Source organism: Candidatus Peribacteraceae bacterium (assembly GCA_041661065.1).
In the GTDB taxonomy this organism is placed as follows: Bacteria; Patescibacteriota; Gracilibacteria; order Peribacterales; family Peribacteraceae; genus CAIKAD01.
In genome coordinates, this window is record JBAZVD010000001.1 from 759,164 (window position 1) to 774,657 (window position 15,494).

Consider the following 15,494-nt stretch of genomic DNA (forward strand, 5'->3'; position numbering starts at 1 on the left):
TCGGTATCATCGGAATCCTCGGAAACCCTCGCAGGAAAATCATCAGTGATTCCCCTACCCGGACCTACTTCAATTCCAAGGTATACGTCTGCTTGAGCTCCCGGGGGATGGCGTGGCCGATGCCCACGTAGTACGTGCCCACGGGATACGCGTAGGCGGTGCCGCAGGAAGGGCCTTCGAACCCGAAGAGGTCCACGTCGCTCGAGGGGTAGATGAGGCAACGGAGGCTCTCGTTGCTGGAGAGGTCGAGCGTCATCTCCTCCTCCTGATGGACGGTGAACGTGAACCAATCTTCCAGGTCGTTCGCCTCCAGCATGTCCACGCGCGTCTTGCCGAAGAGGAGCACCGGCGCCTGGATGAAGCCGTCGTTCCCGTCGCCGGATCCCACGCCCGACTCCACGAGGTACGAGGTGTCCGCCACCGTCGGCTGCAACTGCAACTGGTAATCACCCGGCCGCACGGCGACCTTGAGGCGGCACGCCCCCTTCTCTTGATACCCCAGGTAGTACTCCGTGGAGAAGCCTTCCTTCTCCATGCGGAACAGCGTGCAGGAGACGTCACCCTGCCCCCCGTCGCGCAAACCGACCGTGAACTCCGCCACTTTGGAACTGTCGACGGTGAAGCGGTAGGAGAAGGGCTTCTTCCCGTGGAAACGCTGCGTGTCCTCGAAGGGAAACGTGGGGCTGAGCATGTCCGCCGTGGCGCCCGTATCGTCGAACTCCGCCTGCGTGCGGGAAGAGGCCTGGCCGGAGGAAGCGGCGCTCGATGCGCCGTCACTGCTCCCCGCGGAAGCGGCGGAAGAAGAACTCCCCTGCAGCGCGTTCCAAATGAGGGCGGCGGCTTCCGCGCGGTCGATGGGTTCCGCGGGAGCAAGCGCGTTGTCTTCCTCTTTTCCGGTGAGGGGGAGGATGCCCGCCTGCAGCGCTTGGGAAACGTACGGAAGGAACCATGCGTCCGCGGGGACGTCGGTGTAGGGGACGGAACCCCCCGCCGCGGAAGCGTTGCCCCGCACCACCAGGACCATCTTCAGCGCTTCCGAGCGCGTGACGGGGCGGGACGGCTTGAAGGTGTTATCCGCCGCATACCCCATCACGTATCCCTTGGCCGCCGCATCGCACACGAACTGTTCGTACCAACTCCCCTTCTGCACATCGGGAAAGCATCCCGTGGAACTTGCGGCCGGCGTCTTCCGGAACGCCAGGTAGAGCATCTTGAGCATGGCCGCCCGGTTGACGGGGTCGCCCGGCCGGAACGTGCCGTCGGGGTTCCCGCTGATCACGTTGAGGCGCACCAATCCCTCGATGGCCGGACGGAACACATGCGTCGCCGCAACATCGGGAAACACTCCCGCCTCCGCCAAGGCTGCGGTGGGCAAACCCGCCTGCGCGAGGGAAGAAACGATGAGGAAGGAAGCGAACAGGACGGAAGAGAGCCGGGGGCGGCGCATAAGGGACAGGGTAAGTGCCTGCACTGTAATTTGAACACGAAGTTTGTTCAATGAGTCAAGAATGCATCCGCGTACCTAACGCAAGGGAATGTTAGAGGCGCTCGATCAGCGCGAGGGAATGCAGGACGCATCGTGCGGCTTCCTCCCCCTTCTCCAAGCGCGCACGCGCCAAGGCAAGGTCCTGCACATAGAGCACCTCGAAAGCGAAGGGGACGCCGGAGCGCACCTGCACGTCCATCATCCCCCGCGCCGCCTGCTCGGCGATGAGGCGCGCATGGTGCGTCTCTCCCTCCACAATCACCCCGATGCCGATGAGGGCGTCCACTTCCTGCTTCCGCGCCAGTTCCGCGCCCACGAGGGGGATTTCGAAGGAGCCGGGAACGGCGTACGTCTTGATGTTGGCGGGGGGGATGCCCGCATCGCGGAGGGCCTGCGCCGCGCCGGAAACGAGCGCCCCCACTTCCTCCTTATAGTAGGAAGAGTGGACGATGCCGATGCGCCAGCCGCGGTTGATGCGGGAAGGGAGGCCGGTGGGTGTGTCCTGTTTCATGGGTGGGGGAGGAACCGACGGACGTACCGTCCCAGGAGATCCGTCTCGATGTTCACGCGGTCCCCTGCCCGGAGCGCACCGAGCGTTGTCACGCGGAGGGTGGTGGGGACGAGCGCCCCGGAAAAGGATTCTTCGGACACATCCGCGACGGTGAGCGAGACGCCGTCAATGGTGACGGAGCCTTTGGGAAGGATGAAGGGTACGAATACCGTGGGAAGCTCAATCGCGAGTTGGACATCGCTGTCCGCTGAAAGCTGTCCGCTGATCGCTTTCACCTTCCCCACCCCTTCAACATGCCCCTGGACGATATGCCCCTCGAACCTGCCATCCGCGCGCATCGCCCGCTCCAGGTTCACGCGGTCGCCCGCCTTCAAAGCGCCGAGCGTCGTTTTGCGGAGCGTCTCGGGGACCACGTCGAACGCCATTTCCGCCACCGCCAGCGCGGTGACGGTCAAGCAGGCGCCCGCAACACATACGCTCGATCCGGGCGTGAGGTCATGGAACGGCGCCGGGCGCCGCAGGACCAGCTTCCCGTCTTCGTTCTTCAGCACGTCCGCCGTTGCCTCGACGATTCCCGTGAACATGGAGGAACAGTGTATCACGAGATCCCCCAAACCCTAGACAGGAAGCTATATTTGTGATAAGCTCAGGGCTCAGCCCTCGCGCACGCGCGGGCATTGTTTTCGTATGTTCCCACGGGGGTGGCTCCCCCCGCTTCCGTCCGACCTGCCATCTCTCCCCCCCCTTCCCGCCATGCAGAATACGGATAACATCGTCATCCGCGGCGCACGGATGCACAACCTGAAGGGCATCAATGTGACCATTCCGCGCAACAAGCTGACGGTGATCACCGGGCTCTCGGGCTCGGGGAAATCTTCCCTGGCTTTCGACACCATCTTCGCCGAAGGACAGCGCCGGTACGTGGAGAGCCTCTCCGCCTACGCACGGCAGTTCATCGCGCAGATGGAGAAGCCGGAGGTGGAGAGCATCGAGGGATTGAGCCCCGCGATTTCCATCGATCAGAAGACGGCCCCCCGCAACCCCCGATCAACGGTGGGGACCGTGACGGAAATCTACGACTACATGCGCCTCCTGTGGGCCAAGGCGGGCAAGGTGCACTGCAGCGTGTGCGGCAAGGAACTGAGCAAGCAATCGGCGAGCCAGATCGTGGAGACCGTTGCGCGGATGCCGGAGGGGAGGAAGATCTACCTGCTGGCGCCCATCGTGGAGGGGCGCAAGGGCGAGCACGTGAAGATCGTGGATTCCATCCGCCGCGAAGGCTTCGTGCGCATGCGGATCGACGGCGGCATCGTGACGGTGGACGAGGACATCAAGCTGGACCCCAAGAAAGCCCACACGATCCACATCGTGGTGGACCGGTTGGTCATACGGGATTTGCAGTCTTCCCCTCCTCCGACGGCGGAGGGGGCGGGGAGTGGAGGGAAAAACACACCCAACATCAACCCCAACCGGACGCGCCTGGCGGACTCCGTGGAGCTGTGTCTGAAGAAAGGGGAAGGATCGCTCATCGTGCTGGATGCCGACAGCGGCAAGGAAACGCGCTTTGCTGAATCGTTCGTCTGCCCCGACCACCCCGAACAGGACATCCCGGAAATCGAGCCCCGCAGCTTCTCCTTCAACTCGCCGCACGGCGCGTGTGAGGAGTGCCACGGCCTGGGGTCCATCCTTCAAGTGGATGAGCATGCGGTGGTGCCCAATCCCCGCCTCTCCTTGTCCGAAGGCGCCGTCCATCCCTGGGCCACATCCGCCAGCCGCAGCGGGTTTACGGGACAGCTCCTGGAAGCGCTGTCCGAGGAAGTGGGCTTCAGCATGGATACGCCGTGGGAGGAACTCACGCCCGAACACCGGAAGATCGTACTGTGGGGACATGAGAAGCAATTGCACCTGAGCTTCAACACCGCCAAGTTCGGCGGCACGTACCAGACGACGTACGAGGGCGTGATCCCCAACCTCCGGCGCCGCCATTCCGAAACCGACAGCAGCTACATCCGCATGCAGATCGAGGAGTACATGGAGGAGCTCCCCTGCGCGTCCTGCGGGGGGAAGCGACTCAAGCGCGAAATCCTGGGCGTGACGGTGGGGGGGAAGAACGTCGTGGAAGGGACGGATATGGACGTGGAAAGTGCCGAACGTTTCTTCAAGAGTTTGATCCCACAGACGGACGGTCAGCCTTCAGCGGAGAGCGGCCAGAAAGACGTACCGCTAAAAATCGTAGAGACGTCCCGTCGGGACGTCTCTACAGCGTTAACAGCCTATGAATATACCATTGTGAAGAAGGTCCTCCACGAGATCATCGCGCGCCTCTCCTTCCTGGAGAACGTGGGCTTGAAGTACCTCACCCTCTCGCGCTCCGCCAACACGCTCAGCGGCGGGGAGGCGCAGCGCATCCGCCTGGCCACGCAGATCGGCTCCGCCCTGCAGGGCGTGCTGTACGTGCTGGACGAACCTTCCATCGGCCTCCACCAGCGCGACAATGCCCGCCTGATCGCCACGCTCAAGAAGCTCCGCGACCTGGGGAACACCGTGATCGTGGTGGAGCACGACGAGGAGACCATCGCCTCCGCGGATTACCTGCTGGAGATCGGGCCGGGCGCCGGCAAGTACGGCGGGGAGATCGTGGCGGTGGGGACGCCCGCGGAGCTCACGGGCAACGCGGCTTCCATCACGGGGCAGTACCTGAGCGGCAAGAAGAGCATCGCGGTGCCCAAGGAGCGGCGCGGGGGAAACGGCCAGCGCATCCGCATCCGCGACGCATACCACCACAACCTGCAGCACGTGGACGTGGAGCTGCCGCTCGGGACCTTCATCGGCATCGCGGGCGTTTCCGGCTCCGGCAAGTCCAGCCTCATCCACGGCATCCTTGCCCCCGAGCTCCTGCACGTTCTCAATAAGGCGCACACCAAGCCGCAGGACGTGGGGAGCATCGAGGGATTGGAGCACTTGGACAAGGCGATCGTCATCGACCAATCCCCCATCGGCCGTACCCCGCGCAGCAACCCCGCCACCTACACTGGCGTCTTCACGGACGTCCGCGACATCTTCGCCACCACGCCGGAAGCGAAGCTGCGCGGATACAAGCCCGGCCGCTTCAGCTTCAACGTGAAGGGCGGCCGCTGCGAAGAGTGCGAGGGGGACGGGCTCAAGCGGATCGAGATGCATTTTCTCCCCGATGTGTTCGTCACGTGCGAGCTCTGCCACGGCGAGCGCTACAACCGGGAGACGTTGGAAGTGACCTACAAGGGGAAGCAGATCGCGGAAGTGCTGGACATGACCATCAGTGAAGCGTTGAACTTCTTCGGCGCCATCCCCGCCATCAAAAACAAGCTCCAGACGCTGGAGGACGTGGGGCTGGGTTACATCCACTTGGGACAGAGCGCCACCACGCTCTCCGGCGGGGAAGCGCAGCGCGTGAAGCTGGCCACGGAACTCACGAAGCGCGCCACGGGCAGGACGTTCTACATCCTGGACGAACCGACCACCGGCCTCCATTTCGATGACATCAGCCGCCTCTTGGAAGTGCTCCAGCGCCTGGTGGAGAAGGGCAACACGGTGCTCGTGATCGAGCACAACCTGGACGTGCTCAAGAGCGTGGACCACATCATCGACTTGGGGCCGGACGGGGGCGGGGGCGGGGGCCGCGTGATCGCCAAGGGCTCGCCGGAAGAGGTGGCGAAGGCGAAGGAGAGCTACACGGGGCAGTATTTGAAGAAGGTGCTCGGCAAGAAGAAATCGTGAGCGTGCGGCGGTTCTTCCCTCGGACAATGGGAAATTGGAAATGCGAAATGCAAAATGATGAAGCATAGAGCGTGTTGAGGATTCATTTCTCATTTTGCATTTCCAATTTTGCATTTTTCATACGTCACTCCCTGCTTCATACTGCTCACCACATGTTCCAACCGAGCACCTTCCCCTGGGATTTCGCCATCCTCCTCCTCATCACCGGACCCCTCTGCTTGCTCTTCACGGTGGCCGTTGCCCTGCGGCGTCCGCGCGGGCGGTTCGCCAAAGCCTTCCTCTACGGCACGGGTCTCCTCTCCTTCGCCGTCTCCATGGCCGTTCTGTACGGCTCCTTCCTGGAACCGCGGATCATCACGGTCACGGAGCGGAGCGTGCCCTTCCCCTATCCGGAGCAACTCACCATCGCCGTCTTCAGCGACCTCCACGCGGGGCCGTATAAAGGGGAAGCGTTCCTGTGGAGGGTGGTGGACAAGATCAACGCGCTGCGCCCCGATCTGGTGCTCTTCGCCGGAGATTTCCTCTTCGACGGCAATTCCTCGCCGGAGGACCTGGCGCCGCTCGCCGAACTCTCTCCCTCCATCGGCACTGTGGCGGTGTTCGGCAACCACGACATGGGACGCATGCGGGATTTTTTGGGACAGCGCTTCAACATGAAGGACCGGTCGCGGGACCTGCGGCAGTATTTGCAGGAACGCGGCGTATTGGTGTTGGAGAACGAGAACGTGCTCTACCGCACGTCCAAAGGCTCCTTCGTGGTGGCGGGGACCGGGGATCTGTGGGCGGCGGACGTGGATTGGGAGAAGAGCTTTGCGAAGGTTCCGGAGGACATCCCCGTCCTCCTCCTCGCGCACAACCCCGACGTCACCCTGGAACCGCAGAGTTTGCAAGCCGATGTGATCGTCTCCGGGCACACGCATGGCGGCCAGTTCCGCTTGCCTTTCTTCGGCCCCATCGCGCCCATCCCCCTGAAAATCGGGAGGGACTACAGCCAGGGAATCTTCACGCTGACGGGCGGGACGACGCTCGCGGTCACGCGGGGCATCGGCGAAACGCGCGCCCGTGCTCGCCTCTTCGCATGGCCGGAAATTTTGCTCTTGAAGACGGCACCCCGTTGAGGAATGATGCGGAACCGTATGGTGCCGAGCCTCGAGGAGACCATGGAACGGTTCGTGGAAAACACGTTTCGTGCCGAATCGTCGCAGTCTTTTCCCGAACACGTGAGACAGGCTGCAATGATGCAAGGTTTGCGCGTGGCTATCCGCAGTGGAACCGTGAGCAACTATGAACAGGACTTGACCGAGGAACAGCTGCGCACCGCCCAAGAACTGTCACAGCTCTTCAGGAAGGAACAATCTTGGCGGCCGGCTCATTCCCCTTCTTCCACTTGATGGAACAGCCGATGGCGTCCGCCTGTTTGACGGGGGGCGCCTTGCCGGCGAGGAGCGCCGTCATGGCGTCGTGGAGCTCGCGCTTCTTCACCTTCCCCGGTTCCTTCCAGTTGTCATCCACACGCCCCTTGTAGCGGAGGCGGCGTTCCGCATCAAACACGAAACAGTGGGGCGTGCAGAGCGCCCCGTACGCCTTGGCAACTTCCTGCGTCTTATCGTAACAGTAGGGGAAAGGGAATTCCTTCTGCCGCGCATGGGTGCGCATGTGCTCGAACGAGTCCTCGGGGTAATCCGCGGGGTCGTTGCTGCTGATGAGGACAAAGAATGCGCCCTTCGGTTGCAATTCGCGCGCGAGTTCCAGAATCCGCCCCTCGTACGCCTGGGCGTAGGGGCAATGGTTGCACGTGAAGATCACCGCCAGGACGGGATCCTTTATTGCCGCACTGTCCACCGTGGAACCGTCCGTCGCCGGAAGCTCAAATGCGGGAAGCTTGCTCCCGATCTTGAGCACGCGGGAGTTGTCGACCACGAGGACCATACGGCTGCCATTGTATCCCTTCTCCGTTCCCGCCGAAAGGAAACCGACGGCACCGGAACCGTCCGAGCCGGCAGACGCACATCCTTCGGGTGTTGGGCGCATGAATGCAAGCGGCCTGCTCACGCGTGTCCTTCGCTCCTCAGTGACTCCTCATAGGACTCCGGTTTCTGGAGGCGCGCTGAAAGGACGTTGACGGTATGGTGGTGAGCGGGTTCATCCTTCCAAACCCACGGTTTTACATCGAGATTCCTCGAGACCAAGATGCCTTCTTCCTCAAGATTGCCGATGAGTTCATCCACAATCAGCCGAGGCAACTCCCCCACATTCAACCGCTCATCATCATACGTCGTGGAAACATCCGTTACGGCAAGGAGAGTGGCGCGGGGATTATCCACAAGTATCTTCTTGAAGATGCGTTCGGCAACGGCGGTGTTGTAGGCCGCAATGATGCCGTGGATACGGCGCAGCACCCGCCGACGGCTGATGAGCGTTGCTTCGCTCGGTTCGCCTTCCTTCGAATCGTTGGACATGATGGTGTCCTCATAGACGCCCCAAACACGCTTCTCCCCGGGCACGCCGGTACCCGCGATCACCATGGGAAGGTAGACGAGATCGAGCGGCATGCGCTTTCCGCCTTCGCTGAGAATCATGCGCCGGTCCCTGTTCAACGGCTCCTCGAACGTCCGTTCCCCCGCGAGCGCACACGTATCTTGCCTGGCTGCCGCTGCTACGGCATCCGAAACGCGTGCATCAAGCTCCATGACAATATCGGCTTTGTGCAAAACATCCATTGTCTCGCAGAGCTCTTCCTCCGTATTGATGCTTCCCAATTTCTCCTCCCAGTACTGGTCATACACGGTGCTCAATCCTGAGGAAATGTCGAACCGCATTTCATACATTTTCTCTTTTGATACGCCTCCCTCCAGAAGAGCGGTCATGGCCGCACGACGAATCCTGGTTGCGAAATCGATGGTGACCACGGCCTGGTACCGTTTCACCAGCGTGTCGATGATGCGTTGGTCATGGTCAAACGGCCCGCGCCCGATATCCGCCGTGAACATACCTTCGCGTTTCTTGCCCGATTCCAACAGACGCAGAACTGTGGCTTCGTAGGCGGTCCTCATCTGCTCATAATGGGCGTTCCATTCTGCGGCAAAGCGCATTCGATTGGTTTCGTATTCTCTCTCGAGATACGTATCATACGATTCTGCCGTCTGCTCGTAGAGCGGCTCCCAAGGATCCCGAAACTGATCGACATAGTTGAGCTTCATCTCTTCTGCGGATGGAAGCATTGTGGAGAATATCTTTGACTTTGACAAGTGCATTATTTATTTTCTTCGTCTAATTTTTTTCACGCCGGAGACCTGAAGGAGAGCATCGTACAATTCGCTGAATTCATGAAAATCCTTCACTTCCAGGCGGATTTGATAGAGGGCGTCTTTGGGGGGAACCGCGTAGACCGCGAACTTCGAAATGTTGATTTTTCGGTCCGCAATGGATTTGGAAAGGTTGTAGATCATCCCCGGCTGATCCACGCTGTAGACGTCGATATCAATGACGGAAGCTTCCCGATTCAGGACGCGTGAACGGGGCAGCAAGCGCAGCATCATGAGGAGACGCTGCAGAAACGCGGGCTTGTTGAGCAGCGCCCTATACGCATCGATGACCTTCCCCACCGCCAATTGCCCGCTGCCCACTTTCTCCAGGAGGGTATCGAACGATTCTTCTCCGAGCGCCTGCGTCAGCCTGACCTGCGTCTTCGCCCAATGGAAAAGCCACCAGAGGGGAAGGCGCCACTTCTGCGCCTCATACTCCAGCATCACGCGACCCTGGCTGCGTTTCTCCAAGGGCGGCTGTTCTTCCAGTGATTGCTGGAGCATGGCTCGTGCCTCGATGGATTTCACCTTATTCAGCCAGAGGGCGCTCCGCTCCGGACGACCGCCCGTTTCCAGAAGCATGAGCTCAACGGTATCGCCATCCCGCAACTGCGTGGTGGTCTCCCGTTCCTCGCCGTTCACACGCACGCCTGCCAGGGAAGAGAGGGTATTGGGATTGATGAAGAAAGCAAAATCCACGCCCGTGGCGCCACGGGGCAGCGAGATCACTTCGCCGGCGGTCGTGAAGACGTTCATGCGGTCAAGAACCACCTGCTTGAGGTCCGTCACGTACCGATCCTGGTCAAACGTCGGCTTGTGGAGGGAAGAGAGGGCAGTGGTCACATCGGAATGCCCCGCACTGATCCAATTCCCCACTTTCCGCTTCGTGGCGAAATCGAACATCTCCTGCGTCTGGATGCGCAGGCGGACCTCGTGATCGCGGGAGAGGAAAATGGTGGTATGGAGGGCTTGGTAACCATTCGGCTGCGGAGCGTTGATGAAATCACGGAAGGAGAGAGACCGCACCGGATGACGCGTATGCACTGCGCCGAGGATTTGGTAGCAGTCGGCGACCGTGGAGGAGTTGCTGATGACCAGTTGAACGTAATCCCAACGGCTCGTATCCCTGAGGCGCGAGAGGTCATGGAAGAGACGCTGGTAGATTTCGAAGTCCGTCATGTGCACGAGCGTGGGATGGACGCGCTTCGGAGTGAAGTTGTTGGCGCTTTCCACGAACGCGAGCCGCTCCTGTTCCAGCTCCGCCCGCTTCTGCTGGATGGCCGCGTGCCATACGGCGCTCTCTTCCGGCAGGGCGATGGGGAAACAGTGCTCTTCCAGCTTCCTGCTCCATGACCGGAGCCCCACGATGCGCGCAAAGGGAATGTAGATATCCAATGTCTCCTGCGCGATGCGCTGCTGTTTCTCCGGCCGGAGCACCGAGAGCGTTTCGACGTTATGGAGCCGATCCGCCAGCTTGATGAGGATGACGCGGATATCTTCACTCGCAAGGAGGAGGAGCTTGCGCAGCGATGCGACCTGGCGGAAAGAGGGATTCCCTTCCTGACGTATCTTGCTCAATTTCGTAAGACCTTCCACCAGACGCACGACATCATCCCCGAATTCCTTGCGGATCTGTTCGCGATCCGCCCGTTCATCTTCCACCACGTCATGGAGGAGGGCTGCAACGAGCATGTCCTTGCCGGCATCCAGTTCCACCAAGTACAGGGCGGCGGAGAGGGGGTGGATGATGAAGGGATCTCCCGATTCCCGCTTCTGCCCCTCATGCCAACGCTCCGCAAATTGAAGCGCACGCAGAACCGCTGAACGCTCCTGTGGCGGCAGATAGGCCAAGGACGCCGAGAAGCGGGACCGTAAGTCCTCCATGAGCACCTATGCTACCACATCTCCCCGTCCTTCTACCTCTCTGAAGCCGGTTTCGCATGATCGCGAGAAAAGCCCGACGTGGAGAGGAGGCGCGAAAGGATGATGCGGATGAATGTGACGATGTGAGAAGACTCTTGCCGCACCGTTTCTCCCCGCTCCTGGTGCTGTGCACGGAGTGCTTGCACCTGGCTGCGTACATTCGCAACGGCTTCGTGGTGCGAAGTTATGCCGTGCCCCAATGCCCCATATCCCACGCCCATCCGATGCAATTCCGACTGGAGAATATCGTCAAATTGCCCTGAATCGTACAGGGAATGTGAATCATGGGGTTCCCCTTCCGCAGGATGTTCTCTTGCAGCTCGGGTGCCTTTGCGGGATTCCTGATTCTTAGGCATAGAAAGCCAAGGCATTATCAGTATGGCGCATTGAATGTCAATAGAGAAGAGAAATATGCATTTTCTCATCTGCAGGATTCCTCTCTCCGGCCGGTACTCGTGGAGTGCCGAACGGCGCTTCCGAGACGTGCCTACACAGCACAGTCAACAAAAACTATGCTATTCTGCTCTGCGATACGTCTTTCCATTCTCCCCCCTCAACCATCTCGCCTTTGCCCGGATGCGCTCCGGGTAGCACCGCTTCCCCTTGACCTATGTTCGATCCCGTCGACCCCAAACAATCGTTCCCGGCTCTCGAGCGCGCCATCCTCCGGTATTGGAAGGAGGAGGATACGTTCAAACGGAGCATCGCCAAGCGGCGCGGCGTGAGCGAAAAGGCGGGGAAGAGGAAGAAGAAGGAGAGGAATGATTTCAGCTTCTACGACGGCCCGCCCTTCGCCACGGGGCTCCCCCACTACGGCCACCTTCTTGCGGGCACCATCAAGGACGTCATCCCCCGCTACCAGACCATGCGGGGCAAGACGGTGCAGCGCCGGTTCGGGTGGGATTGCCACGGGCTCCCCGTGGAGTATGAGATCGAGAAGGAGCACGGCATCCAGACCAAGAAGCAGATCGAGGAGATGGGCGTGAAGGCGTTCAACGACCTCTGCCGCGAGGCGGTGCAGCGCTACGCAAAGGAATGGCGCACGGCCGTGGAACGCATGGGCCGGTGGGTGGACATGGACTGGGACTACCGGACCATGGACCCCGATTACATGGAAAGCATTTGGTGGGTGTTCAAGAGCCTGCACGACAAGGGTCTCCTCTATGAGGGCGCCAAGCCCATGCACGTCTGCCCCCGCTGCGAAACGCCCCTCTCCAACTTTGAAGTGACGCAGGGATATAAGGAGGTGACGGATATCTCGGTGACGGCGATGTTCGAACTGACGGAGAAGCCCGGGACGTACGTGCTGGCCTGGACCACCACGCCCTGGACGCTTCCGGGGAACCTGCTGCTCGCCGTGAACCCCGCCATCCGGTACGTCTCCTTCCCACGAGGGAACGCAACTTTCATCGCCTCGGAACAGTTCGCGCAGTCCCTGGGGCTGGCACCCTCCGCGGATACGCCCAGCGAAGCGACCCCGGGCGCCCCGCCGCTCAAGACCATCCCGGTGGAATGGCTGCTCGGCCAGAAGTACAAGCCGCTCTTCCCGTACTTCGCCGCCGCGTACGCGGAGAAGGGTTTCCGCATCGTGGAGGGATCCTTCGTGACCACGGAGGAAGGGACGGGTGTGGTGCACATTGCGCCGGGGTTCGGGGAGGACGACTACAACGTGGGCAAGCGCGAGGGGCTGCCGCTCCTGCAGCACGTCACCCTGTCCGGCCGCTTCACCCCCGAGGTGAAGGACTTCAAGGGCGCGGACGTGAAGCCGGCGGATGACCCCGCCAAGACCGACCGCAAGGTGGCGGAATGGCTGAAAGGGAAAGGCCTTCTGTTCGGCGAACCGCAACCCTACCGGCACTCCTACCCGCACTGCTGGCGCTGTGATTCCCCCCTCCTCAACTACGCCACCTCCTCCTGGTTCGTTTCCGTGGAGAAGATCAAGGAGCAGATGCTGCAGGTGAACAAGGAGACGGAGTGGGTGCCCGGGCACATCCGCGACGGGAGGTTCGGCAAGTGGCTGGAAGGGGCGCGTGACTGGGCCGTTTCCCGCAACCGCTACTGGGGGACGCCGCTCCCCATCTGGCGCAACGAGGAGAGCGGGGAGATCGAGGTGTTGGGCAGCAGGGACGACCTGATGCGGAAGGTGACCGACCGCTTCACCAAGGTGACGGCGCTGCGGCACGGCGAGAGCGAGGGGAACATCGCCCCCGTCTACCAGGGCGAAGTGCCGGGGACGGACCTCACGGCCGCGGGCAAGAAGCAGGCGAAGGAAGCGGGTTTGTTCCTCAAGGAACAGGACGTCGCCGTCATCTACTGCTCCCCCCTGGCACGCACCCGGCAGACCGCAAAGATCATCGCCAAGGCCACGGGGGCGCCCATCGTGGTGGACGAGCGGTTGAAGGAAGTCTGCTTCGGGGAGTACGAGGGCAAGCACATCGACTTCAGCGACCTCGCCTTCGTCAAAGCGCGCCGCGCGCACCGCATGCAGACGAACCAGGTGGAGAGCATCTACCACTTCCCCGGCATGGAGACGTGGAAGCAAGTGCACGAGCGTCTGCAGGGCTTCCTCAACGACACGCTCCCCAAGCACCGCGGCAAGCACGTGGTGGTGGTGACGCACGCGGACCTGATGTTGAACATGAAGCACTTCTTCACGCAGGAGGATCCCGCCAAGCTCACGCACCAGCCGTACCCGGAGTACGCGGATACCGAACAATTCTTCTGGGACCACCGGACGGGGACGCAGCTCGACCTCCACAAGGAGACGATTGACCCCATCACGTGGCCGGCGTCCGGCGACGGCAAAGGCGCTCCCCTCTTCCGCCGCATCCCCGACGTGCTGGACTGCTGGTTCGAGAGCGGCGCCATGCCCTACGCGCAATCGCACTTCCCCTTCGACAAGGAGCACATCACCAAGAAGGGGACGGCGGAATTCCCTCCGGGCTTCCCCGCCGACTTCATCGCGGAGGGAATCGACCAGACCCGCGGATGGTTCTACACGCTCACCGTCCTCTCCGCCGCCCTCTTCAACCGCCCCGCCTTCTTCCATTGCATCGTCAACGGGACGGTGCTGGCCGAGGACGGGAAGAAGATGAGCAAGAGGCTGAAGAACTACCCGGAGCCGCTGGAAGTGGTGGAGAAGTACGGCGCCGACGCCATCCGCCTCATGCTCATGGGCTCCCCCGCCGTGCGAGGCGAGGACATGCGCTTCTCGGAGAAGGGCGTGGAGGAAGTGTTGCGTTCGGTGCTGCTCCCCCTGTGGAACGCCTACGTGTTCCTGGTGACCTACGCCAACGCGGCGGGATGGGAGCCCAAGGAGACGCGGACCACCTCCGGTCACCCGCTGGACACCTGGATCCGCGCGGAAGTGCAGGACCTTGCGAACCGCATGACGGCGCAACTGGAGAAGTACGACCTCTCCGCCACGTGCGGCGAGCTCTCTGCTTCCATCGATGCGCTCACCAACTGGTACGTGCGCCTCTCCCGCCGCCGCTTCGCGGGGAAAGGAAGCATGCATGAGCGGGAGGAGATGGGTGCCGGCCAGGAGGAGGACCGTGCGGCGGCCTGTGCCACGCTCTACGACGTGCTCCTCACCATCAGCCAGCTCCTGGCGCCCTTCGCGCCGTTCATCGCCGAGTCCATGTACCTCAACCTCGTGGGGGAGGAGCACGGCTCGGTCCACCTGACGGATTGGCCCGCCGAGCGGGAACTGACGGAGGAGGAACAGGCGCTGCTCAAGAAGACGCGGCTGCTGCGCACCATCGTCTCGCTGGGGTTGAAACTGCGCGCCGAAGCCAAGGTGAAGCTGCGCCAACCGCTCGCCAAGGCCACCATCGCCATTCCCGCCTCCCTCCGCAAAGACCCGCTCACGGACGAGGAGTTGCGGCTGCTGCAGGAGGAGCTGAACGTGAAGGAGGTCGCGCTCATCGATGATCCGGGAGCACTGGGGACACCCGTGGCGCAGGTGGACGCCCGCAAGGTGGGGCCCCGTTTGGGCGCGCGCGTGCAGGAGCTGATCCAAGCGGGCAAGCGCGGGGAGTTCACGCAGGGGAAGGACGGGTCCGTGGTCATCGGGGAAGAGCGGTTGGCCCCCGACGAAGTGACGGTGGTGTACGTGGGCAAGGAAGGACAGAACGTGGCGGGCGACCGCGGCGTGGTGGTGGGCTTGGATACGGCGATCTCCGACCAACTGGTGCTGGAAGGCTGCGGCCGCGATTTGATCCGGGCGGTGCAGCGCGAGCGGAAGGAAGCGGGGTTGAACCTCCACGACCGCATCAAGCTGCAAGTGGAAGGCGCGGACGACGTGCTCAAGGAGTGCGGGAAGATGATCGAGGAAGAGACGAACGCCACGCTGACTCATGTAAAGGGGGACGACCACGAGACGGAAATGAGCGGGAAGAAGGTGGTTTTCCGCTTTGAAAAGCTTTGAGCTACCAGCCTCCAGCTTTCAGCTTTCAGTTCTGCCACTGACCGCTGTCCGCTGAAAGCTGACAGCTGACCGCTGAGAACTGAC

Annotated in this window: 10 protein-coding genes; 4 read left to right on the forward strand and 6 right to left on the reverse strand. The window is 61.8% G+C overall.

Annotated elements, in window-relative coordinates; translation table 11 throughout:
• Positions 1 to 64 precede the first annotated feature (64 nt).
• The 3 genes from WC698_03530 to WC698_03540 form a co-directional block, all read right to left on the reverse strand.
• Positions 65 to 1,447 (reverse strand): S-layer homology domain-containing protein, encoded by a 1,383-nt coding sequence (locus tag WC698_03530; GenBank protein ID MFA6039306.1) that lies wholly within the window; start codon positions 1,445 to 1,447, stop codon positions 65 to 67.
• Between the two features lie 91 nt (positions 1,448 to 1,538).
• Entirely contained in the window at positions 1,539 to 1,997 is a 459-nt protein-coding gene (gene ribH, locus WC698_03535) for a 6,7-dimethyl-8-ribityllumazine synthase (GenBank protein ID MFA6039307.1), read from the reverse strand.
• Positions 1,994 to 2,581: a riboflavin synthase gene (locus tag WC698_03540; protein ID MFA6039308.1), complete on the reverse strand. Its 588-nt coding sequence runs from the start codon at positions 2,579 to 2,581 to the stop codon at positions 1,994 to 1,996. Before WC698_03540 ends, ribH begins: the two co-directional genes overlap by 4 nt.
• Positions 2,582 to 2,750: 169 nt before the next feature.
• Between WC698_03540 and uvrA the strand changes: the two genes are divergently transcribed.
• Positions 2,751 to 5,753 (forward strand): excinuclease ABC subunit UvrA, encoded by a 3,003-nt coding sequence (uvrA, locus tag WC698_03545; protein MFA6039309.1) that lies wholly within the window; start codon positions 2,751 to 2,753, stop codon positions 5,751 to 5,753.
• Between the two features lie 152 nt (positions 5,754 to 5,905).
• A complete protein-coding gene (locus tag WC698_03550; protein MFA6039310.1) occupies positions 5,906 to 6,871 on the forward strand; it encodes a metallophosphoesterase in 966 nt (321 codons plus the stop codon).
• A 223-nt stretch (positions 6,872 to 7,094) separates the two neighbouring features.
• On the opposite strand, the gene WC698_03555 is transcribed toward WC698_03550, so the two are convergent.
• The 3 genes from WC698_03555 to WC698_03565 form a co-directional block, all read right to left on the reverse strand.
• Entirely contained in the window at positions 7,095 to 7,682 is a 588-nt protein-coding gene (locus WC698_03555) for a thioredoxin family protein (GenBank protein MFA6039311.1), read from the reverse strand.
• 119 nt (positions 7,683 to 7,801) lie between these two features.
• Entirely contained in the window at positions 7,802 to 8,806 is a 1,005-nt protein-coding gene (locus tag WC698_03560) for a hypothetical protein (GenBank protein MFA6039312.1), read from the reverse strand.
• A gap of 204 nt (positions 8,807 to 9,010) precedes the next feature.
• Positions 9,011 to 10,942, reverse strand: coding sequence for an HD domain-containing protein (locus tag WC698_03565; GenBank protein ID MFA6039313.1), 1,932 nt, complete (start codon positions 10,940 to 10,942; stop codon positions 9,011 to 9,013).
• Between the two features lie 56 nt (positions 10,943 to 10,998).
• Between WC698_03565 and WC698_03570 the strand changes: the two genes are divergently transcribed.
• Positions 10,999 to 11,244, forward strand: coding sequence for a hypothetical protein (locus WC698_03570; GenBank protein MFA6039314.1), 246 nt, complete (start codon positions 10,999 to 11,001; stop codon positions 11,242 to 11,244).
• A gap of 347 nt (positions 11,245 to 11,591) precedes the next feature.
• Complete coding sequence (locus WC698_03575) at positions 11,592 to 15,410, forward strand: class I tRNA ligase family protein (protein ID MFA6039315.1); 3,819 nt, start codon at positions 11,592 to 11,594, stop codon at positions 15,408 to 15,410.
• The last annotated feature ends 84 nt before the right edge of the window (positions 15,411 to 15,494 follow it).